Source organism: Micromonospora sp. IBHARD003 (assembly GCF_056106285.1).
This window is the reverse complement of record NZ_JBWBBX010000001.1, coordinates 6,896,834-6,918,344: the sequence shown is the minus strand read 5'-3', so window position 1 is coordinate 6,918,344 and position 21,511 is coordinate 6,896,834. Positions and strand designations below refer to the sequence as shown.

Sequence of the window (21,511 nt, the reverse complement as noted above, 5' to 3'; positions counted from 1 at the left end):
CACCGCCCCCTCGTTGCGCGCCGATGGCGCTCCGATTGCGGTCCGGAAAAAAATTCCCGATCCGCAGCGACGGACGGGCCCGCCCTCCCCGTAGAGCAGATGTCGGACCGCTCCACGGCGAAGGGTGAACCGGTATGGGTGTCGAGATCTGTGTGGAAGGGCTGACCAAGTCCTTCGGCCACCAGGTCATCTGGCAGGACGTGTCCCTGACCCTGCCCGCCGGGGAGATCTCGGTGCTGCTCGGCCCCTCCGGAACGGGCAAATCGGTGTTCCTCAAAACGCTCGTCGGGCTGCTGCGGCCGGACCGCGGATCGGTGCGGATCGCCGGTACGGACCTCACCACCCTGCGCGAACGCGATCTCTACGAGGTGCGGAAGCTGTTCGGTGTGCTGTTCCAGGACGGCGCGCTGTTCGGGTCGATGAACCTCTACGACAACATCGCCTTCCCGCTGCGTGAGCACACCCGCAAACCGGAGGGCGAGATCCGGCGGATCGTGCTCGAGAAGATGGACATGGTCGGTCTGATCGGCGCCGAGGAGAAGCTGCCCGGCGAGATCTCCGGCGGGATGCGCAAGCGGGCCGGACTCGCGCGTGCCCTGGTGCTCGATCCGGAGATCATCCTCTTCGACGAGCCGGACTCGGGGCTCGATCCGGTCCGGGTGGCCTATCTCAACCAGCTGATCGTCGATCTCAACGCACAGATCGACGCCACGTTCCTGATCGTCACACATGACATTGCATCGGCCCGCCAGGTCCCCGACAACATCGGGCTGCTCTTCCGGCGCGAACTGGTGATGTTCGGCCCCCGGGAGAAGCTGCTGACCAGCGACGAGCCGGTGGTACGCCAGTTCCTGGGCGGCAGGATGCAGGGGCCGATCGGGATGGCGGAGGAGAAGGACGCCGCCCAGGTCGCACAGGAGCTGGCACAGCTGGGAACGGCGGATCCGGATCACGGACCTCCGGGCATAACCGAGCTGACACCCCGTCTGCTGCCGTCGCCGGGCATCACCCGCCCGCCGCGCTGGGAGGCGATCGCCGGCCGGGAGTCGCTGCGGCAGGTGCGTGCCGCGCTCCGGGAAAGGTCGGCGGACGCATGAGCCTGTCACCGAGCGCGGCGCTGCGGCACACGGGAAGTCTGTTCGCGATGGGCCTCGACGTGCTGAAGGCGGTTCCCAAACGCCCCTTCCAGGCAAAGGAGTTCATTCAGCAGGCGTGGTTCGTCGCCAGTGTCACCATCCTGCCCACCGCACTGGTCTCCATCCCCTTCGGCGCGGTCATCGCGCTGCAGATCGGCAGTCTGACCCGCCAGCTGGGCGCACAGTCCTTCTCGGGTGCGGCGTCGGTGCTCGCGGTGCTGCGCGAGGCCTCGCCGATCGTCACCGCCCTGCTGATCGCCGGCGCGGGCGGCACCGCGATCTGCGCGGACCTCGGGGCGCGCAAGATCCGCGACGAGATCGACGCGATGCAGGTGCTGGGCATCGATCCGGTCCACCGACTGGTCGTCCCGCGGGTACTGGCGTCGATGGTGGTGGCGGTCCTGCTGAACGGGCTGGTGTCGGTGGTGGGCGTGGCCGGGGGCTACTTCTTCAACGTCGTCCTGCAGGACGGCACACCCGGCGCCTATCTGGCCTCCTTCACCACTCTCGCCCAGCTGTCCGACCTCTGGGCCGCGGAGTTCAAGGCCCTGGTGTTCGGGGCGATCGCGGCGATCGTCGCCTCGTACAAGGGGCTGACCGCCAAGGGGGGCCCGAAGGGCGTCGGTGACGCGGTGAACCAGTCGGTTGTGATCACCTTCATGTTGCTGTTCGTGACGAACTTCGTGATGACCGCCGTGTACTTCCAAGTCGTTCCGCAGAGGGGCTGACCATGGCGATCGTCAACCGCTTCCTGGGCCGCCCGCTCCGCTCGCTGGAGGATCTCGGCTCCCAACTCGTCTTCTACGGACGGTCGCTGGCCTGGACCGGCCGGGCACTGCGCCGCTACAAGAAGGAGACGCTCCGGCTGCTGGCCGAGGTGAGCTTCGGGCGGGGGGCACTGGCCGTCGTCGGCGGCACGGTCGGGGTGATCGCCTTCCTGTCGTTCTTCACCGGCACCGAGGTGGGCCTGCAGGGCTACTCGGCCCTCAACCAGCTGGGCACCTCCAACTTCGTGGCGTTCCTGTCCGCGTACTTCAACACCCGGGAGATCGCACCGCTCGTGGCGGGGCTGGCGCTGTCCGCGACGGTCGGGGCCGGATTCACCGCCCAGCTCGGCGCGATGCGGATCAGCGAGGAGACCGACGCGCTTGAGGTGATGGGCGTCCCCTCCCTGCCGTTCCTGGTGACGACGCGGATGATCGCCGGTTTCGTCGCCGTGATCCCGCTGTACGTGATCGGCCTGCTGTCCTCGTACGTCGCCGCCCGGACCATCACCACCGGCTACTACGGGCAGTCCACGGGCACCTACGACCACTACTTCCAGCAGTATCTGCCGCCGGTCGACGTGCTGTGGTCCTTCGGCAAGGTGATCGTCTTCGCCGTCGTGATCATCCTGGTGCACTGCTACTACGGCTACCACGCGAGCGGCGGCCCGGCCGGTGTCGGTGTCGCCGTCGGCCGCGCGGTGCGCACCTCCATCGTCGCGATCAACGTCCTGGACTTCTTCCTCAGCCTGGCGATCTGGGGCGCCAACACGACCGTACGGATTGCGGGGTAGGGCCGGTGGCACAGACAGGGATCGTCCGACTGAGGCTGTACGGCATCGTCTTCGTCGCCGTCGTCGGCCTGCTGCTGTCGCTGGCCGTCGCCGTGTACCAGCAGGTGTTCGTCCCCGCCGTACGGATCACACTGGAGGCCGACCGGCTCGGCAACCAGCTGGAGCCGCGGGCGGACGTCAAACTGCGCGGGCTGCTCGTCGGAGAGGTGCGCGAGGTGCGCTCCGACGGTGCGAAGGCGACGCTCGTGCTGGCGCTCAAACCGGAGCACGTCTCCCGGATCCCGTCGGACGTCCGGGCACGGCTGCTGCCCAAGACGCTGTTCGGCGAGAAGTACGTCGACCTGGTCGCCCCCCGCGAGCCGTCCGGGCGGCCGATCCGGGCCGGCGAGGTGATCACCCAGGACCGCACCCGGGCCGGGATGGAAGTGCAGCAGCTGATGAACGATCTGCTGCCGCTGCTGCGTGCGGTACGGCCCGCCCAGCTCAACGCCACGCTGACGGCGTTCGCGACCGCGCTCGAAGGCCGCGGCGACCGGATCGGCGCCAACCTCGTCCGCGCGGAGGACTATCTGCGCCGGCTCAACCCCCATCTGCCGTCCCTCGAGGAGGACATCGCCCGGTTCGCCGACACGGCCGAGGTGTACGGGGACGCCGCGCCCGATCTGCTGAGGGTGCTGCGCAACACCGTCACCACCAGTCGCACGGTCGTGGAAAAGCGGGAGCAGCTGGCCGCGCTGTTCACCTCCACGGCCACCATGGCCGGCACCGCCGACGGGTTCCTGGACGAGAACGGTGGGCGGCTCATCACTCTGGGGCGGGTCTCCCGTCCCACTCTGGCACTGTTCGCACGCTACGCACCCGAGTACCCCTGTCTACTGGACGGTCTGGTGCGGCAGGAGGCGGCGGCCGAGCAGACGTTCAAAGGCGGTCGGATGCGCATCACCCTCGAAGCCGTACGCCCTCGTCCCGGGTACCGGCCGGGCGAGGAACCGCGTTACGGGGAGCGTTCGGGTCCCGGCTGTCATGGGCTGCCCCGTCCTCGGGTCCCCGCACCGGACGTCAGACTCGACGACGGCACGTCGAGGGTCTCCTCGACCGGTGCGGAACAGCGTGCCGTGAACTCGCTGGTGGCACCGGTGATGGGTGTGTCCGCCGACGAGGTGCCCGCCGTGGCGACGCTGCTGTTCGGTCCGATGGCCCGGGGAACGGCGGTGAGCGTCGCATGAAGACCACAGCCCCCCTGGCGAAGTTCGTCCTCTTCGCGGTGGTGACGGTGCTGGCGACCGCGCTGCTCGCCGCCACGATCGTCCATGTCTCCTTCGCCCCCGACGAGACGTACCGGGCCACCTTCAGCGATGTCACCAGCCTGGAGGAGGGCGACGACATCCGGGTCGCCGGGGTGAGAGTCGGTGAGGTCGAGGACATCCGGATCAAGGACCGGACGCTGGCCGAGGTCACCTTCACCGTCCGCAGCGACCGTCCGTTGCTCACCGGCACCGGCGCCGTCATCCGCTACCGCAATCTCGTCGGACGGCGCTACATCGCGCTGACGGAGGGCGCGGGCGACGGCCGCAGGCTGCCTCCGGGCGGCCGGATACCGCTCTCCCGCACACAGCCGGCGCTGGATCTGAACGCGCTGCTGGGCGGTTTCAAGCCGCTGTTCGCAGCGCTCAGCCCGCAGGACGTGAACCGGCTCGCCACCGAGATCATCACAACGCTGCAGGGCGAAGGCGGGACCGTGAACAGCCTGCTGGCCCACACGGCTTCGCTCACGACCACTCTCGCCGACCGCGACAAGCTCATCGGCTCGGTGATCGACAACCTCAACACCGTGCTGGGCACGCTGGACGCGCGCGGTGCCCGGTTCTCCGGGCTGCTCAAGCAGCTCCAGCGGGTCGTCTCCGGGCTCGCGGCGGACCGGCGGCCGATCGGTGAATCACTGGTGAACATCGGGAAGCTCACGGAGGCCACCTCGGGCCTGCTCGCCGACGCCCGCCCGCCGCTGCGTGACGACATCGCCGGTCTGAGGGATCTCACCGGGACGCTGAACGACAACGAGAAGACGGTGGAGGGCGTGCTGAAGCGGCTGCCGAACAAGCTCGACAGACTGACGGGGACCGCCTCGTACGGCTCGTGGTTCAACTTCTACCTCTGTGACTTCGACGGTCGGGTCGTGCTCCCGAAGACCAGGGAAGTGCTCACTCCCAAGCTCCATGTCGCCCGTGCGAGGTGCGCATGAGGGCGCGCTGGTTCCCGTTCCGGAAGGGGGCGCGTCCCCTCGGTGGCCGGGAGAGGAACCCCGTGGTGACGGGCGCTGTCGGCCTCACCGTGCTCGGGCTGCTGACCGCCGCCGCGTTCAACGCGGACAGCCTCCCGCTGATCGGCGACGGGGAGACCTACAGCGCGGCGTTCTCGGAGGCGGGCGGGCTCAGGCCAGGTGACGAGGTGCGGATCGCCGGGGTGAAGGTCGGCGCGGTGGACGAGGTGGACCTGGACGGGGACCACGTCAGGGTGGTGTTCCGGGTGAAGGACGACCCGGAGTTCGGAACCAGCACCGGCGCGGCCATCCGGGTCAAGACCATCCTGGGCGCGAAGTACCTGGCGCTGCAGCCGAAGGGGCCCGGCCGGCTGCGTCCGGGCAGTGAGATCCCGCTGAGCCGGACGACTCCCGCGTACGACGTCGTGGCGGCCTTCAGCGATCTGACGACCACCACGGAGAAGGTCGACACCCAGCGGCTCGCCACGGCCCTGGACACCATCTCCACCACGTTCGAGGACTCTCCCGAAGAGGTACGCGCCTCCATCAGGGGCCTCTCCAGGATCTCCCATTCGGTCGCCTCCCGCGATCAGGCCCTGCGTGAACTCCTCGACCACGCCCACGGGGTGAGCGGTGTGCTCGCGGAGCGTTCCGGGGAGTTCTCCGCACTGGTCAGGGACGGCGACGCGCTGTTCCAGGAGATCTCCCGGCGGAGGGCGGCCATCCACGCGCTGCTCAAGAGCTCCTCTGCGCTCGGGATCCAGCTGTCCGGCCTCGTCAGGGACAACGAAGCGGAGATCGGCCCTGCGCTGAAGAACCTGAACGGGGTGGTCACGATGCTGGAGCGCAATCAGTCCGCGCTCGACCGGAGCGTCAAGCTGCTCGCGCCCTACGTGCGGGTCTTCACCAACACCCTCGGCAACGGCCGCTGGTTCGACAGCTACATCCAGAACGTGGTCGCCGCTCCGGTGGTCCCGCGCAAGGGAGGTTCGTGATGCCCGGGAGGATCCTCGAGGCCCGCAAGTCCCTCAGGGCACGGTGGCGGGTGCCGCGCGGCCGGAACGGACGTCTGCTGCGCGGAGCGGCGCTGGTCACCGCGCTGGCGTGCGTCGCCGCTGGGGCCGTCGTGCTGTGGCCGGACCGCGACCCGGTACGGGTCACCGCGTACTTCCCGCGGACGGTCGGCATCTATCCCGGCTCCGATGTGCGGGTCCTCGGTGTGCGGATCGGCGAGGTGAGGGAGATCGCTCCCGAGGGCGGCCGGGTGAAGGTGGTGCTGGAGTACGAGGCCGGGCGCAGGGTGCCGGCCGGGGCTCAGGCGGCGATCATCAACTCCTCGGTGGTCAGTGACCGTTACGTCCAGCTGCTGCCGGTCTACCGCGAAGGCCCGGTGATGCGTAGCGGCGATGTCATCCCGGAGCGCCGTACGGCGGTGCCGGTCGAACTGGACCGCGTCTTCGACAGTCTCCACACGACGGCCGAGGCGCTCGGCCCGCGCGGTGCCAACAAGGACGGTTCCCTGTCGCGGCTGCTGGGGGTGAGCGCGGACAACCTCGAGGGCCAGGGCGGGAATCTGCACGGGACCGTGGAGGATCTCTCGCGGGCCGTGACCACGCTGTCCGACGGCCGGGAGGACCTGTTCGGCACCGTCCGCAACCTCCAGGTGTTCACAGCGGTCCTGGCCGCCGACGACAAGAAGGTCCGCTCCTTCAACGACAGTCTGGCCGCGGTCGCGGGACAGCTCGCCGGGGAGCGCAAGGACCTCGCGGCGGCGCTGCGGCATCTGGGCGCTGCCCTCGCCGACGTCTCGGACTTCGTCAAGCACAACAGGAAGTCGCTCGCCTCGGACGTGGAGGGGCTGAGCAAGGTCACCAAGGTGCTGGTCACCCAGCGCGCCGCGCTGGCCGAGCTGCTGGAGGTGGCACCGACGGGTCTGTCGAATCTGCAGAACGCCTACAACCCGGGCTCCGGAACCCTCGACACACGCAACAACGCCGAGCAGGCCCAGGATCCTGCCGCGCTGTTGTGTTCGCTGCTCAGGACGAGCGGCGAGGGCAGCGCTGCCGACTGCCGGGAGTGGCGGCGGCTGTTCGACACCCTGCCCGAGCTCGGTCCGGCAGGCGCGGCTCCCGTGTCGGGGTCCGGCCCGGTCGACCGCACCCTGGGCGGGATCCTGGAGGCCGGCGCATGAGCGGGGAGCGCGGAAGCACGAGGCCGTACCGGCCGAGCACAACGCGGTTCGTCCGTACGGCCACGGCGGTGTGGGCGGCGGCGGGTTCGCTGCTGCTGGCGGGATGCGAGTTCGAGGGCCTGTACGACGTACCGCTGCCCGGTGGCGCGGCGACCGACGGGCATGTCTACCGGGTCGTCGTCGAGTTCAGGGACGTCCTGGACCTGGTGCCGCAGTCCTCGGTGAAGGTCAACGACGTCACGGTGGGCGCGGTGGAGGCGGTGGAGCTGAACGGCTGGCACGCCCGGGTGCGGCTGCGCATCGAGGACTCGGTGAAACTGCCCGGAAACGCGGTCGCCGAACTGCGGCAGACGAGCATGCTCGGTGAGAAGTACGTGGCCCTGTCGGCGCCGGTGGGCACCGCGCCCTCCGGCCGGCTCACCGACGGCGCGAGGATCCCGCTGTCCCGCAGCGGCCGCAACCCGGAGATCGAGGAGGTGCTGTCCGCGCTGTCGGCACTGCTCAACGGCGGCGGTGTGGCCCAGCTCAAGACCATCACCACGGAACTCAACAAGGCGCTGGAGGGCCGGGAGAACCGCGTTGCCTCCCTGCTGTCGGAACTGGACACGTTCGTCGGCGGACTGGACGGGCAGCGCAAGGAGATCATCCGCGCGCTGGACGGCATCGACCGGCTGGCCAGGCGGCTCGGTGGGGAGAAGAAGACGATCGCCCAGGCCGTCGACACCCTGCCGCCGGCCCTGAAGGTCCTGGCCGACCAGCGGCGGAAGCTGACCTCCATGCTCACCGCCCTCTCGAAGCTGGGCAGGACCGGCACCGAGGTGGTCAACGCGTCGCACGACGACGTCGTCGCCAATCTGCGCAGTCTGCGCCCGATCCTGGGGCAGCTGAACAAGGCGGGCAGTGATCTGCCCAACTCACTGGAGCTACTGACCACTTATCCGTTCCCGCGCAACGCGGCGGACGCCGTCAAGGGCGACTACGTGAACCTGGCGATCACCGCGGATCTCGACCTGGCCGGTGTCTACGGCAATCTCGGCGAGCCGGGGAAGCCCGGCGTCCCGGACAAGCCGGGTCTGCCCGACGTGCCCCGGGTTCCCGGACTGCCCGGAATCCCGCGCCCGACGGCGCTGCCCACGCCGGGCGGACCGGACGGTCCCGCGGCCCCGAGCACGCCTGCGACGCCACCGGGCGGAGACGGCCTGCTGTGCCCGCCGGTGTGCTCCGGCAGCCGGGTGGCGTACGAGAGCGGTCCGGACGGCGACGGGAGCCGCTTCCCTGCCGGAGTCGACCAGGACCTCGCGGAACTGATGCTGAAGGGGATACAGCCGTGATCACACGTACGGTCAGGGCCCAACTGCTCGCCTTCGCCGCGGTCACCGCCGTCGGCGTGTCCTACGTCGGCGCCCGCTACACGGGACTCGGCGACCTCGTCGGTGACCGCGGCTACACCGTGCGGGCCGATTTCGCCGACTCCGGGGGCGTCTTCCCCGGTGCCGAAGTCACCTATCGCGGGGTGCCGGTGGGCCGTGTCGGGGAGCTGCGGCTGACCGGCACGGACGGGGTCTCGGTGGGACTGGTCATCGAGAGTGGACCGCCGATCCCCGCGGACACGGTGGCGGTGGTGGCCAATCGCTCGGCGATCGGCGAGCAGTACGTCGATCTGCAGCCGCGCTCGGCGGCCGGTCCGTATCTGCGGGACGGCGGCACAATCGCCCGGCGTGATACCCGGGTGCCCCTGCCGACGGCGGACCTCGTCCTCGGTCTGGACCGGCTCGTGTCGTCCGTCCCCAGGAAGGACCTGCGGGTCACGGTCGACGAGCTGGGCAAGGCCTTCGCCGGGACGGGGCCCGCGCTGGGGCGTCTGGTGGACTCGGGCAACACGCTGGTCGAATCGGCCTCCCGTTCGCTGCCGCAGACGGTCTCGCTGATCGAGGACTCCAGAAAGGTCCTGAAGACCCAGGCCGACCAGGGCTCGGCCATCAGGTCCTTCTCGCGCGATCTGGCGGCGCTCACAGGGGAGTTGAAGGCGGGTGACGGCGACATCCGGCGGCTGATCGGCGCGGGCGCTCCGGCCGCGCAGGAGGTCAACTCGCTGCTGACGTCGACACGCCCGCATCTGCCCGTGCTGCTCGGCAATCTGATCAGCGGCGGCCAGATCACCGTGGCGCGGCTGCCCGGGGTGGAGCAGGCCCTCGTCACCTTCCCGGTGGTGGTGGCGGGCAGCAGCACCGTGATTCCGGGCGACGGCACCACGCACTTCGGGATGGTCGTGAACGCCGGCGATCCGCCGCCGTGCCGGCAGGGGTACGGGACGCAGCGACGCGACCCGTCGGACACGTCCGAGCGGCCCGCCAACACCCGCGCCCACTGCGCTGCCCCGCGCGGCGGGCCCACCTCGGTCCGCGGCGCTCAGAACGCCCCGGGCCCCTCGGGGCGCGCCGGTGCCGGCGCCGGGGACGCGTCCCCGGCCGCCCGGCTCACCCCGTACGACCCCGAGACCGGCACGGCCACCGCGCCGGACGGGTCGCTCGTCGAGATCGGCTCGACGGGCGGCGAACAGAGCGCGTTCGGAAAGGACTCGTGGCGATGGCTGCTCGTCGGACCGATGGCATGACCGATGACATGACAGGGAACCGCGCCCTGCGGGCGTCGCGCCGGCTGTGGGCACGGCTGGTCGGGGCCGCCGGACGTCGCCGGGCGGTGTCCGTTTCGCTGGCGGTGGCGGCCGTCGTCACGACGGCACTGTCCGGGTGGCTGGCCTCCGAGGTGTACGAGCAGCGTGCGGCGCAGCAGCGGCAGCAGGACATCCTGGCCGCGGCCCGTCAGTCGGCGCTGAACTTCACCTCGCTGGACCACCGGCACTACGCGCGGGACAGCGAGAACGTTCTGAAGGGTGCCACCGGCGACTTCAAGAAGCAGTTCGCGGCGCAGACCCGGGAGCTGACGAAGCTGGTGGCCGCGAACAAGTCGGTCTCCGAAGGGCAGGTGCTCGAGGCGGGCATCGTCCGGGCCGACGAGCGCACCGCGCGCGTCCTCGTGGTCGCCGACAGCAAGGTGACGAACTCGGCGGCTCCGGAAGGCCAGACGCGCACCTACCGGCTGCAGCTCGATCTCCTGCTCGAAGGCGGGCGCTGGCTGACGTCCGACGTCGAGTTCGTGGGCTGAGCGCCCGGTATCCGGGCCGAGCCCCCGACCCCCACCCGTACCACCAGTGAGGAGAATCCCGTGGCGAACCCGATCATCCGAGGCCGTGGCGCCGGCTCCCCCGCCCGCCGCTCGATGCCCGCGGCGGCCCGGGCGGCGGCCAAGCGCGCCGGACGTGTGAGCGGTCCCTCCCCGGAGGCGGTCGAGCCGGCCGAGGCGCAGAAGGCAGCCGCGGCACAAGGGGCTGCGGGGCCGGTCGCGCGGGGTTCCGGCCGGCTGCCGTCCCGCGGACCGGTCTTCGGACGCACCCTGCGCGCCGAGAGCGACGAGCAAGCGGACGCCCCCGCCGAGCAGGACTGGGAGGCACCCGACTGGGAGGGGCCCGAACCGGAGGGGGACGGACCGGAGGGGGACGGACCGGAAGGCGGCGGCCCGCAGGACGATGGGGCGGAGGGCCATGGGGCGGCGACGGTTGCGACGGTTGCGGAGGCCGGCGCACCCTCGCGGGCGGCGTCTTCGGTGGAGCCCCGGGGTCCCGGCGGCGCTGCCGTGTCGTCGCGGATACGCCGGCGCAGGCGGCTGAGCGGTCTGTTCGCCGCACTGGCGGTGGCGGGCCTGCTCGGGGCCACATTCCTGGGCCGGTCGTACGAGGACGGCCGGCTGGCCGACCGGGCGCGTCACGACGCGGTCGTGGCCGCACAGCGGGCCGCGCCCGTGGTGTTCTCGTACGACTACAGGCATCTGGACCGTGACTTCGCCGCGGCGCGCGGGCATCTCACCGGGGCCTTCCGCGAGGAGTACCGCAGGACGACCACGGCCGTGGTGGCACCGACCGCCAGGGAGTACCAGGGGGTGGTCAAGGCGACCGTGGTGAGCCCGCCGGGGGGCGGTACCCCTGCCGCCTCGGTGGTGTCGGCGTCGTCGGACCGGGCCGTGGTGCTGCTCTTCGTCAACCAGCTGACGCAGAGCACCCGGGTCGAGGCACCCCGCGTCGATCTGAACCGGGTGCGCATGACACTCACGTCGACCCCCGACGGCTGGAAGGTGAGCGCCGTCGACGCGCTGTAGCGGCGCGACGAGAAGACAGGAAGCCCCCCCCCGGGGCCTCCCGAGGCGGGACGAGAGCACGCAGGACACGGCTCCCGTCCCCGCTCAGGAGGCCCCTTTTCCTGTCCATACGCCCGGTTCCTCGAGCGGCCCTCCGCACACACTCCCGGCGGGCCGGTCTTGACAGCCCTCCCCACGAGAGGCAGGCTTTCCATTAAGCAGAAACAAACTTCCGCAATACGGAAGGAGCATCGCCCCTCATGGCCCGCTTCCCAGAAGGCGCAGTCACGGACCAGCGCTTCGATGTGAATCTGTCGATCCTCTTCACGGAACTCCCGCTCCTGGAGCGCCCCGCGGCAGCCGCCGCGGCCGGCTTCACCGCGGTCGAGCTGTGGTGGCCCTGGACCGAGACGCCCACACCGGCCCAGAGCGAGCTGGACGCCCTGAGGAAGGCCCTGACGGAGGCGGGCACCCGGCTGGTGGGCCTGAACTTCTACGCGGGGCGGCTGCCGGGGCCCGACCGCGGCGCGTTGTCCGTACCGGGTGAGGAGTCGGAGCGCTTCCGCGCCAACATCGACGTCGCGGCCGGCTTCGCCGCGTCGGTCGGCTGCAAGGCGCTCAACGCCCTGTACGGCAACCGCGTCGAGGGCGTCGAACCCGCCGTCCAGGACGAGTTGGCACTCGAGAACCTGGTCACGGCCGCCCGGGCGGCGGACCGGGTGGGGGCGGCGCTGCTGATCGAGACCCTCAACAAGCCGGAGTCACCGCGCTACCCGCTGGTCAGCGCCCCGTCCGCGATCGAGGTCGTCGACGCGGTGAACGCGGCGACGGGCCTCGGCAACGCGAAGTTCCTGCTCGACATCTACCACCTGTCGATGAACGGCGAGGACGTCAGCCAGGTCATCGCGGCGTACGCCGACAGGACCGGCCACGTCCAGATCGCGGACAACCCGGGCCGCGGCGCGCCCGGCACGGGCTCGCTCCCGCTGGGGCGGCTCCTCGACGAGCTGAGGAAGGCCGGTTACGACGGCTGGGTCGGCCTCGAGTACAAGCCCGGCGACCGCCCGAGCGCCGAGGCCTTCGACTGGCTCCCGGCCGAGGCCCGCGCCGCCCACTGATCCAGCGCCGCGACCGGAGCTAGTGCTGTGGCCGGATAGGTTTGCCGGGAAGCTCGCGGCGTCCGGTGCGGTGTATCGCAAGGCGGAGAATCGGCCTTGTACTGGATGTACTCGGGTGATTCGACAACGCAGCGAGACGCCGTGCAGGACACCGCGAGCCGGTGAACCTATCCGGTCACAGCACCAGGGGGCTTCTGACGGATCTCCGCGGCGTCGCGACGCCCGGCACTCACTCTCGCCGCACCGGCCGAAAGCCCAAGTACATCCAGTACGAGGGCTTCCAGCCGGAATGCCGAGAGCACGCGCCGGACGCCGCTCCTTCCTCCACGGAGATCCATCAGAAACCCCCTAGCGCTGTGACCCGCACCGCCCCTCCCGGACGCCGCCGGTCACCCCACTCGCCGACATGTCCCAGCTGTCAGGAAGGCACCTTCATGAGCACCCCCTCGGACTCCACCCGCCAGGCCCTGCCCAAGGTGGCCTGGATAGGCCTCGGCATCATGGGCTCCCCCATGTCCGAGAACCTGCTGAAGGCCGGCTACCCGGTCACCGGCTTCACCCTGGAACGGGAGAAACTGGACCGGCTGACCGCGGCCGGCGGCACGGCGGCGGCCTCGATCGCCGAGGCCGTCGCGGACGCCGATGTCGTCATCACCATGGTCCCGGCGTCCCCGCAGGTCGAAGCCGTCTGTTACGGCCCCGACGGCATCCTGGAGAACGCCCGGCGGGGCACGCTGCTGATCGACATGTCCTCGATCACCCCGCAGACCTCCATCAATCTGGCAAAAGCCGCCGCCACCAAGGGCGTTCGCGTCCTTGACGCCCCGGTGTCCGGCGGTGAGGCCGGGGCCGTCGAGGCCGTGCTGTCCATCATGGCCGGGGGCGAGCAGGAGGTGTTCGACGAGGCCCTGCCCGTCCTGGAGGCGCTGGGCAAGACCATCGTCCTGTGCGGTCCGCACGGCTCGGGCCAGACCGTCAAGGCCGCGAACCAACTGATCGTCGCGGTCAACATCCAGGCCTGCGCCGAGGCCGTCGTCTTCCTCGAGAAGTCCGGTGTGGATCTGCGGGCGGCCCTGGACGTACTGAACGGCGGACTGGCCGGCTCGACGGTGCTGACCCGCAAGAAGGACAACTTCCTGGCCCGGGACTTCAGGCCGGGCTTCCGGATCGACCTCCACCACAAGGACATGGGCATCGTCACCGACGCCGCCCGCACCGTCGGCGCCGCGCTGCCGGTCGGTGCAGTGGTCGCCCAGCTCGTCGCATCCCTGCGCGCCCAGGGCGACGGGGGCCTGGACCACTCCGCCCTACTGCGGGCCGTCGAGCGGCTCTCGGGGCAGCCGGTCGCCTAGTGCTGTGACCGGATAGGTTCACCGGCTCGCGGTGTCCTGCACGGCGTCTCGCTGCGTTGTCGAATCACCCGAGTACATCCAGTACAAGGCCGATTCTCCGCCTGGCGATACACCGCACAGGACGCCGCGAGCTTCCCGGCAAACCTATCCGGCCACAGCACCAGGTCGTGTCCGGGCGACCGTCTCGGGCCCGCGGCACGAGGCTTCCGCGGCACGAGGCGTCGCGCCCCTCTCTGCTTCCGGGCCGTGGCCGCACCGACACCTGTCCTGTCGCGCCCAGGTGTGGCCCCGGCCCGGAACCCTGTCCATCATTTCAACAAACTGTTGACGCTGCGGCCGGGGCAAACCTACGCTCCTGCCACTCCCCCAGACGACACGGGGAGGTGCCCCGGCACCTCTCGTACGGAAGGTCACCCCGCCACCATGTCGAAGCGCGTGCTGACGACCGAGTCCGGTGCTCCGGTCGCCGACAACCAGAACTCCGCCACCGCAGGTGCCGGGGGCCCGCTCCTCCTCCAGGACCAGCACCTGCTGGAAAAGCTCGCGCGTTTCAACCGCGAGCGCATCCCGGAGCGCGTCGTGCACGCCCGCGGATCCGGCGCCTACGGCTACTTCGAAGTGACGGACGACATCACCGGCTTCACCCGGGCGGCCTTCCTCTCCGAGGTGGGCAAGCGCACCGAGACGTTCATCCGCTTCTCCACCGTCGCCGACGCACTCGGCGGCGCGGACGCCGTCCGCGACCCGAGGGGCTTCGCCCTGAAGTTCTACACCGAGGAGGGCAATTACGACCTCGTCGGCAACAACACCCCGGTGTTCTTCATCAAGGATCCCGTCAAGTTCCCCGACTTCATCCACTCCCAGAAGCGCGACCCGTTCACGGGCCGTCAGGAACCCGACAATGTATGGGACTTCTGGGCACACGCACCCGAGGCCACACACCAGATCACCTGGCTGATGGGCGACCGGGGAATCCCGGCCTCGTACCGCCATATGAACGGCTACGGCTCGCACACCTACCAGTGGACCAACGCCGAGGGCGAGGCCTTCTTCGTCAAGTACCACTTCAAGACCAACCAGGGCATCCGCAGTCTGACCTCCGAGCAGGCCGCCGAGCTCGCCGGGCAGGACCCCGCGAGCCACCAGACGGATCTGCTCCAGGCCATCGAGCGGGGCGTGAACCCGTCCTGGACGCTGTATGTGCAGATCATGCCCGCGGCCGAGGCCGCGGACTACCGCTTCAACCCGTTCGACCTCACCAAGGTCTGGCCTCATGCGGACTACCCGCTGCAGCGTGTGGGCCGTCTGGTGCTGGACCGCAACCCCGAGAACATCTTCGCCGAGGTCGAGCAGGCGGCGTTCTCTCCGAACAACTTCGTTCCGGGGATAGGTCCTTCGCCGGACAAGATGCTCCAGGGGCGCCTCTTCGCCTACGCCGACGCCCACCGCTACCGCCTCGGCGTCAATCACACCCAGCTCGCGGTGAACGCTCCCCAGGGTCTTCCCGGAGGAGTGGCCGACAACTACGGCCGGGACGGCTCCATGGCCACCCGCAACGGCTCGCGCCACGACAAGAACTACGAGCCCAACTCGTACTCCGGCCCGGTGCAGACGGACACCGCGCTGTCGGCCCCGCTGGCCGTCCAGGGCTGGACCGGCACCCACGCCGCCCCGGCACACTCCAAGGACGACGACTTCTTCCAGGCCGGTGAGCTGTACCGGCTGATGTCGGAGGAGGAGAAGAAGCGCCTCGTCGCGAATATCGCGGGCGGGCTGTCCCAGGTGTCCCGCGACGATGTGATCGAGAAGAACCTGGCGCACTTCCACGCCGCAGACCCGGACTACGGCAAGCGCGTCGAGGAGGCGGTCCGCGCCCTGCGCGAGGACTGATCCCGGTCGCGTCGCCTTCAGCACCCTTTCAACACCCAGACCGCGTACGGGAGTCGACTGGGAGGTCCACCTCCCGTACGCCGTCCGGACCGCCGGCCCCGTGAGGGGTGGCCGACGGCGAGGACACGGCGTCGGCCCCTGTGGCGGACGCCGCGCGAACGGACCGCGGCGGGCGCGAGCCAGTGCGGTGGTACGGGCAGCCCCGTCCCCTTCCTGACCCGAAGGAAGGCGAACCGGAAAAGCCCATCGCCCCGCCGCGGTCCCCAGCGCGCCATCCCTCTCGCTTACCTCAACCGCATCGGGCCGTTGGGGAGACATGCCCCGGCCGTGTGGCCGCACCTCAGGAAGGGGAGGGTGCGGCCACACGGGTTGTCACCGGGACTGCGTTGAGCGTGCCGGGGCGACGCCCGGGTCGATCGACCCCAGCGAGCCCGGCAGAAGGTACTGCTTCTCCGGGACGGTGGTGCCGTCCACCCAGGCCTTGAAGAAGCCGGTGAGATCCTTGCCGGAGACTTCCGCGGCAAGCGCCTCGAACTTCCGCCAGGAGGCATTGCCGTCGCGGTGGTCACTCTGCCAGCGCTTGAGGGTGCCGAAGAACGCATCGTCGCCGACCGTACGGCGCAGGGCATGCAGCATCATGGAACCCTTGTCGTACAGAGCGCCGTCCAGCTCACGGCCCTGGCCGGGGTCGTACAGCTTGGTCTTCCAGAAACCGGGGTCGGACCTGCTGCTCTCCAGCATGCTGACGTAGAAGCCCTTGTCCAGGTCGGATCCGTCCTTCTTCTCGTACCACAGCTGTACGGCGTACTGGGCGAAGCACTCGGCAGCGCAGCCGTCGCGCCAGTCGGAGAACGAGACGCTGTTACCGAACCACATGTGGGTGTTCTCGTGGACCATGGAGGCGTCGAAGAACCCGTCCGCGTACGTCGGCCGGCTCTGCGTCTCCAGAGCGGGGTTGACCTCATCGGGGGAGCCCGTGATGACGATCGCTCCGGCCGAGGAGAACGGATACGGGCCGAACTTCGACGCCAGGAAGTCGATGACCTCCGGCAGCAGCGCCTCGTTCTTGGGGTCTATGTCGGCCCCGGGGCCGTAGGCGTTGATGACCGGGGTGCCGTCGTTGAGCTTCGAGTTGCGCACCGTGAACTTGTCGATGGCCATGGTGCTGGCGTACGTGACCATCGGCCGGTCCTCGTGCCAGCGGAACGTTTTGGTGCCCTGCTTGGCGGTGGTGGTGTCGCCCGGCCGGCCGTTGCCAATGACCGTCCAACCGTCGGGCACCGTGGCCGTGAGCCGGAAGGTCGCCTTGTCCGAGGGGTGGTCGTTGGCCGGGTACCAGGCCGTGGCGGAGTGCGGCTCACCCGACGCGGTCACTCCGCCGTTCTCGAGGGTGTGCCAGCCCTTGCCGACCGTCTCGCCCTTGTATTGGACGCGTACCGCGAACTTCGCGTTCTTCTTGATGGGCGTTGCGGGCGTGATGACGAGTTCGTGCGCGCCCTCCCTGGAGACGGCGCGGGCTGGTGTGCCGTCCACGGTGACGGCAGTGACCTCGAAGCCCTCCAGGTCGAGGTTGAACCGGTCGAGGTCCTCTGTCGCGACGGCCTTGACCGTGGTGTCGCCCTCCAGGTACCGGGGACGGGCCGGGTCGTAGTTCACGTGGACGTCGTACTCCGAGACGTCGTAGCCGGAGTTCCCGTCCTCGGGGAAGTACGGGTCGCCGACGCCCGAGCCGCCGGGAGCGGCGGGGGCGGCAGAGGCAGGCACGGCGGTGAACAGCATGCCGGCGGCCACAGCAGCGGCCAGGGTGGTGGTGCGATGGCGAAGTTTCCAGTGGGGGGACATACGTGTGCTCCTTCACGGGTGTTCCGGCGGGAGGTGTGGAGAGGGCGCGCCGGGATTCAGCTGCGCGCAGCGAGCTGCCAGACCGTGCTGATGAACGCGTTGGTGCTGGTGGTCTCGACCTCGGGGTCTATGGTGTCGATGCGGTCGCACGCCGTGTGCTGGCAGTCTTCGATCTGCGTGGCGAAACCACCCGTGGAAATGCCCACATTGCCGAACGACTCATGGTCGCTGCCACCGACGCCGATCTCCTGTGTGGGCAGTTTGCGGGCCGCGAAGTAATCCTTGAACGCCTTGGCCGCCTCGGGATTGTCGTCGACGACGTACCACTCCTCGTTGCCCTTCGTGCCGGCCATGTCCACGTTCAGGTAGAGGTCGATCCGCTTGCGATCGGCGGCGGGCAGGTCCCGCAGATAGGCTTCGGATCCCTTCAATCCCTGCTCTTCGGCACCCCACCAGGCGAAGCGGAGATGGCGGTCGGGCTTGAGGCCTGCCTTGGACACCTCGAGGGCGGTGGCGAGCAGCGCGGCGGAGCCGGAGCCGTTGTCGTTCATGCCGGGGCCCTCCTCCACGCTGTCGAGGTGCGCCCCGGCGAACAGGATGTGCTCGGCGTCGCCGCCGGGCCAGTCCGCGATGAGGTTGTACCCCTCGGCGCCGTTGTACGTGAACGTGTGCAGGCTGGTCTGGAAACCGGCCTTGTCCAGTGCGGCTTTCACATAGGCGACGGAGCCGCGGTATCCGGGGGTGCCGTGGGCGCGGTTGCCTCCGTTGCGGTCCGCGATCTGCTGCAGGGCGTCAAGGTGCGGCATGACCTGGCCCGCGGTGACGACGGGCGGGGTGCCGTCCGCACGGGATTCCGCCGACGCGGCGGGTGCGACCACGAGGGCGGCGCACAGACCGAAGACCGCGGTCGCGCTGTGGAGGCGTGACGACGTGCGGCGCAGGAACGTGCGGGGGGCGGCGGTATGGTGGTGGGGCATGCTGGTCGGGTTCAAGGGTGGTCTCTCCGGGTTGGATCGATGGCAGTGTGGTCTGCTCAACGGATGTTCTTGGTAGGTGAGTTGGTCGGCTCGTAGCCGGGTGAGGCGCCTACGGCACCGGCCGTGCCCGCGCGTCGATCGCGGTCATGCCCCCGGCGAGTGGCGCGCACGGGTCAGGATCGGGTCTGAGCCCTGGGTGTTGCAGTCGTTGTGATCCGCGCCGTACGCCTGGAAGTCGTAGCGGCCGCAGGTGTCCTTGCCGCCGGCGTGCGTGAAGTCGGGCGCGCTGCACTGCCTTCCGTGGAGGCGTCGCAAATGCGGGTCAGGCGCGCGGCTGCGGCCCGGGTCACGAAGGTGGGGGTGGGGGTGGGGGTGGGGTTGCGGGTCCCTGGGCAGGGCCTGGACGCCGCGGCACGGGGCCACTGGGTCGGTGCGGCGCAGGCCCGGTCCAGATCCTCGGACCTGGGGGTGGGTCCCGAGAAGATCGTCCCGGCACTAATCGGGACATGCCACGGACGAGGGTCGGAACGCTGCAAGTGCGTTGCATGGCGCCGACCATAACGAGCGGACGTCAGGAAATCGTCAGGGCATTCGCCGCATAAGCGGCCATGCACCCGCTCCCCCATGACGAGACGTCCCGCGATCGTTGTGCGCGTTAGCCCTGTGCGCTCCGGGACTCGTAACCGATAGTTCCCCGCTGGTAACTTCTGTCGAGTCGATCAAGCTCCGAGCCCGTCAGGGCCCGAGCGACACCCCCAACCACTCGACAAGGATGCGACATTGGCTCCTGCCCGGCTCCGCCGCTCGACCCGTCTCGCAGCTACCACGGCGGTCCTCGCCGCCGCCGTTTCACCGCTCCCCGCGGCTCCGGCACTCGCGGCCGGATCGTCCACCCCGCACCTCGACGCCATTGAACAGACGCTCCGCGAGGTGTCTCCGGGTCTCGAAGGCCAGGTGTGGGAGCGCACGGCGGGCAACCGCCTGGACGCACCGTCCGATGACCCCTCCGGCTGGCTGCTGCAGACCCCGGGCTGCTGGGGTGACGCCGCTTGTGCGGAGCGCTCCGGCACCCGGCAGCTGCTGGCGAAGATGACCGCGAACATCGCGCAGGCCACCCGCACGGTGGACTTATCCACCCTGGCGCCGTTCCCCGACGGGGACTTCCAGGACGCGATCGTCTCCGGTCTCAAGCGCGCCGCGCAGAAGCGTGGTTCGGGTGACAAGATCAAGGTGCGGGTCCTGGTCGGCGCCGCGCCGCTCTACCACCTGAACGTGCTGCCGTCGAAGTACCGTGACCAGCTGCTCTCCAAGCTCGGCGACGCCGCGGACGACATCACACTGAACGTCGCGTCGATGACGACGTCCAAGACCGGTCTGTCCTGGAACCACTCCAAGCTGCTCGTGGTCGACGGCCGGTCGGCGATCACCGGTGGCGTCAACAACTGGAAGGGCGACTACATCGACACCGCTCACCCGGTGTCCGATGTCGACCTCGCTCTCACCGGCCCGGCCGCCGGCTCGGCCGGCCGCTATCTGGACCAGCTGTGGACCTGGACGTGCGACAACAAGAACAACATCGCGAAGGTGTGGTTCTCCTCGTCCGGAGGTGGCTGTATGTCCGCCCTGTCCACAACGCAGCAGGCCACCGGCTCCGGCCGGACCACCGGTGACACCGCGGTGATCGCCGTCGGCGGCCTGGGCGTCGGCATCAAGGACCGCGACCCCTCGTCGGCGTTCCGTCCGGAGCTGCCGACCGCGTCGGACACCAAGTGCGGCGTCGGCCTGTCCGACCGCACCAACGCCGACCGGGACTACGACACGGTCAATCCGGAGGAGAGCGCCCTGCGGGCCCTCGTCAGCAGCGCGACCAGCCATGTCGAGATCTCCCAGCAGGACATGAACGCCACCTGCCCGCCGCTGCCCCGCTACGACATCCGGCTCTACGACGCACTGGCCGCGAAGCTGGCAGCCGGGGTGAAGGTCCGTATCGTCGTCAGCGATCCGGCCAACCGTGGCGTCATCGGCAGCGGCGGCTACTCGCAGATCAAGTCGCTCGGCGAAATCAGCGATGTGCTGCGAGGCCGCCTCACCCGGATCACCGGCGACGGCACGAGCGCGACGGCGGCGATGTGCGGCAACCTCCAGCTCGCCACCGCCCGTAACGCCGACAGCGCCACCTGGGCCGACGGCAAGCCGTACGCGCAGCACCACAAGCTGGTGTCGGTGGACGGATCCGCCTTCTACATCGGGTCGAAGAACCTGTACCCGGCCTGGCTCCAGGACTTCGGCTACATCGTGGAGAGCCCGAAGGCCGCGGCCCAGCTCGATACGGCGCTGCTCGCTCCGCAGTGGAAGTACGCGCAGGCCACGGCCACGTACGACTACGCCCGCGGGGTCTGCCAGGGCTGAGTCGACGACTCCCCCGTGCACGGCTCCCGCTCGGCCCCGCCCCGGACGCGACGCTCCGCGGCGGGGCAGAGCGGATGCCTGTGAAGTACGCAACTAATCGCAGCTCCAGCCCACTTCGGCACGTACGGGACGCGCCCAGGGGGCGTCGGTGGTACACAGCACGATTCCACACTTCGAGGCGGGTGGAGCGGATCGCTTACGCGTCGCCATCCGAGCCATACGGCGAGTATCCACAATGATCCCTTTTCGCTCGAGTGGCCTCGTGTCGCCTCAGAGGCAATATCGACGCCGGGAAGTGGTGCTCACACCCTGGAACGGTCAGAACGTGGAAACGGTTCACACCCGACTCGGAACGATCTGCCCTGCACGATGCCGACCCCCGTCACGGATACGCAACGCCAGGGACCTGCAGTAAGGGCGCCCTGATTGTGTGCTGTGACGAACGTCGCAGCCAAACACTGCTCCAGACGGATCGTCATGAGCCCGTCTGACAGGGCGATTTCCGCCGAAAACCTCGTCGGAACCGGGACTGAAGGGAGGTGGCGGGCTGATCGCGGGAAGCCTGGGTGGCCGTTGTGCTTCGCGGCCGC

At 69.7% G+C, this 21,511-nt stretch carries 17 protein-coding genes; 15 read left to right on the top strand and 2 right to left on the bottom strand.

The window, feature by feature from the left end; all coding sequences use genetic code 11:
- Positions 1 to 134 precede the first annotated feature (134 nt).
- From ACTWOL_RS30290 to ACTWOL_RS30225, 14 genes are all read left to right on the top strand, one after another.
- On the top strand, positions 135 to 1,097 hold the full coding sequence (locus ACTWOL_RS30290) for an ABC transporter ATP-binding protein (RefSeq protein ID WP_474300029.1): 963 nt from the start codon (positions 135 to 137) through the stop codon (positions 1,095 to 1,097).
- Entirely contained in the window at positions 1,094 to 1,864 is a 771-nt protein-coding gene (locus tag ACTWOL_RS30285; RefSeq protein WP_474300028.1) for an MlaE family ABC transporter permease, read from the top strand. Before ACTWOL_RS30290 ends, ACTWOL_RS30285 begins: the two co-directional genes overlap by 4 nt.
- A 2-nt stretch (positions 1,865 to 1,866) precedes the next feature.
- A complete protein-coding gene (locus ACTWOL_RS30280) occupies positions 1,867 to 2,694 on the top strand; it encodes an MlaE family ABC transporter permease (protein ID WP_474300027.1) in 828 nt (275 codons plus the stop codon).
- Between the two features lie 5 nt (positions 2,695 to 2,699).
- Complete coding sequence (locus tag ACTWOL_RS30275) at positions 2,700 to 3,920, top strand: MCE family protein (protein ID WP_474300026.1); 1,221 nt, start codon at positions 2,700 to 2,702, stop codon at positions 3,918 to 3,920.
- Positions 3,917 to 4,933 carry an MCE family protein gene (locus ACTWOL_RS30270; RefSeq protein WP_474300025.1) on the top strand — a complete coding sequence of 339 codons (1,017 nt, stop codon included), beginning with the start codon at positions 3,917 to 3,919 and terminating at the stop codon, positions 4,931 to 4,933. Before ACTWOL_RS30275 ends, ACTWOL_RS30270 begins: the two co-directional genes overlap by 4 nt.
- A gap of 65 nt (positions 4,934 to 4,998) precedes the next feature.
- Complete coding sequence (locus ACTWOL_RS30265; protein ID WP_474300024.1) at positions 4,999 to 5,946, top strand: MCE family protein; 948 nt, start codon at positions 4,999 to 5,001, stop codon at positions 5,944 to 5,946.
- The gene (locus tag ACTWOL_RS30260) at positions 5,946 to 7,142 is read left to right on the top strand and encodes an MCE family protein (RefSeq protein ID WP_474300023.1); all 1,197 of its coding nucleotides are present in this window, start codon (positions 5,946 to 5,948) and stop codon (positions 7,140 to 7,142) included. The genes ACTWOL_RS30265 and ACTWOL_RS30260 overlap by 1 nt, the downstream gene beginning before the upstream one ends.
- Complete coding sequence (locus ACTWOL_RS30255; RefSeq protein ID WP_474300022.1) at positions 7,139 to 8,473, top strand: MCE family protein; 1,335 nt, start codon at positions 7,139 to 7,141, stop codon at positions 8,471 to 8,473. Before ACTWOL_RS30260 ends, ACTWOL_RS30255 begins: the two co-directional genes overlap by 4 nt.
- Positions 8,470 to 9,756: an MCE family protein gene (locus tag ACTWOL_RS30250; protein WP_474300021.1), complete on the top strand. Its 1,287-nt coding sequence runs from the start codon at positions 8,470 to 8,472 to the stop codon at positions 9,754 to 9,756. Before ACTWOL_RS30255 ends, ACTWOL_RS30250 begins: the two co-directional genes overlap by 4 nt.
- Positions 9,753 to 10,307, top strand: a complete 555-nt coding sequence (locus ACTWOL_RS30245) for a hypothetical protein (RefSeq protein ID WP_474300020.1) — start codon at positions 9,753 to 9,755, stop codon at positions 10,305 to 10,307. The genes ACTWOL_RS30250 and ACTWOL_RS30245 overlap by 4 nt, the downstream gene beginning before the upstream one ends.
- A 60-nt stretch (positions 10,308 to 10,367) precedes the next feature.
- On the top strand, positions 10,368 to 11,354 hold the full coding sequence (locus ACTWOL_RS30240; RefSeq protein WP_474300019.1) for a hypothetical protein: 987 nt from the start codon (positions 10,368 to 10,370) through the stop codon (positions 11,352 to 11,354).
- 239 nt (positions 11,355 to 11,593) lie between these two features.
- The gene (locus ACTWOL_RS30235; protein ID WP_474300018.1) at positions 11,594 to 12,451 is read left to right on the top strand and encodes a TIM barrel protein; all 858 of its coding nucleotides are present in this window, start codon (positions 11,594 to 11,596) and stop codon (positions 12,449 to 12,451) included.
- Between the two features lie 434 nt (positions 12,452 to 12,885).
- Entirely contained in the window at positions 12,886 to 13,803 is a 918-nt protein-coding gene (locus ACTWOL_RS30230; protein WP_474300017.1) for a 2-hydroxy-3-oxopropionate reductase, read from the top strand.
- A gap of 423 nt (positions 13,804 to 14,226) precedes the next feature.
- On the top strand, positions 14,227 to 15,693 hold the full coding sequence (locus ACTWOL_RS30225) for a catalase (RefSeq protein WP_474300016.1): 1,467 nt from the start codon (positions 14,227 to 14,229) through the stop codon (positions 15,691 to 15,693).
- A 372-nt stretch (positions 15,694 to 16,065) separates the two neighbouring features.
- Here the strand turns inward: ACTWOL_RS30225 and ACTWOL_RS30220 are convergent, their stop codons facing one another.
- The gene (locus ACTWOL_RS30220) at positions 16,066 to 17,535 is read right to left on the bottom strand and encodes a M1 family metallopeptidase (RefSeq protein ID WP_474300015.1); all 1,470 of its coding nucleotides are present in this window, start codon (positions 17,533 to 17,535) and stop codon (positions 16,066 to 16,068) included.
- Between the two features lie 56 nt (positions 17,536 to 17,591).
- Entirely contained in the window at positions 17,592 to 18,512 is a 921-nt protein-coding gene (locus tag ACTWOL_RS30215) for a M28 family peptidase (RefSeq protein WP_474300014.1), read from the bottom strand.
- 780 nt (positions 18,513 to 19,292) lie between these two features.
- Between ACTWOL_RS30215 and ACTWOL_RS30210 the strand changes: the two genes are divergently transcribed.
- Complete coding sequence (locus ACTWOL_RS30210; RefSeq protein WP_474300013.1) at positions 19,293 to 20,921, top strand: hypothetical protein; 1,629 nt, start codon at positions 19,293 to 19,295, stop codon at positions 20,919 to 20,921.
- Positions 20,922 to 21,511: the final 590 nt, after the last annotated feature.

Excerpts from the sequence above, each read along its gene's own strand:
- ACTWOL_RS30290 (WP_474300029.1), top strand. The coding sequence starts at position 135 with ATGGGTGTCGAGATCTGTGTGGAAGGGCTGACCAAGTCCTTCGGCCAC.
- ACTWOL_RS30285 (WP_474300028.1), top strand. The coding sequence starts at position 1,094 with ATGAGCCTGTCACCGAGCGCGGCGCTGCGGCACACGGGAAGTCTGTTC.
- ACTWOL_RS30280 (WP_474300027.1), top strand. The coding sequence starts at position 1,867 with ATGGCGATCGTCAACCGCTTCCTGGGCCGCCCGCTCCGCTCGCTGGAG.
- ACTWOL_RS30270 (WP_474300025.1), top strand. The coding sequence starts at position 3,917 with ATGAAGACCACAGCCCCCCTGGCGAAGTTCGTCCTCTTCGCGGTGGTG.
- ACTWOL_RS30260 (WP_474300023.1), top strand. The coding sequence starts at position 5,946 with ATGCCCGGGAGGATCCTCGAGGCCCGCAAGTCCCTCAGGGCACGGTGG.
- ACTWOL_RS30255 (WP_474300022.1), top strand. The coding sequence starts at position 7,139 with ATGAGCGGGGAGCGCGGAAGCACGAGGCCGTACCGGCCGAGCACAACG.
- ACTWOL_RS30245 (WP_474300020.1), top strand. The coding sequence starts at position 9,753 with ATGACCGATGACATGACAGGGAACCGCGCCCTGCGGGCGTCGCGCCGG.
- ACTWOL_RS30235 (WP_474300018.1), top strand. The coding sequence starts at position 11,594 with ATGGCCCGCTTCCCAGAAGGCGCAGTCACGGACCAGCGCTTCGATGTG.
- ACTWOL_RS30230 (WP_474300017.1), top strand. The coding sequence starts at position 12,886 with ATGAGCACCCCCTCGGACTCCACCCGCCAGGCCCTGCCCAAGGTGGCC.
- ACTWOL_RS30225 (WP_474300016.1), top strand. The coding sequence starts at position 14,227 with ATGTCGAAGCGCGTGCTGACGACCGAGTCCGGTGCTCCGGTCGCCGAC.
- ACTWOL_RS30220 (WP_474300015.1), bottom strand. The coding sequence starts at position 17,535 with ATGTCCCCCCACTGGAAACTTCGCCATCGCACCACCACCCTGGCCGCT.
- ACTWOL_RS30215 (WP_474300014.1), bottom strand. The coding sequence starts at position 18,512 with ATGCCCCACCACCATACCGCCGCCCCCCGCACGTTCCTGCGCCGCACG.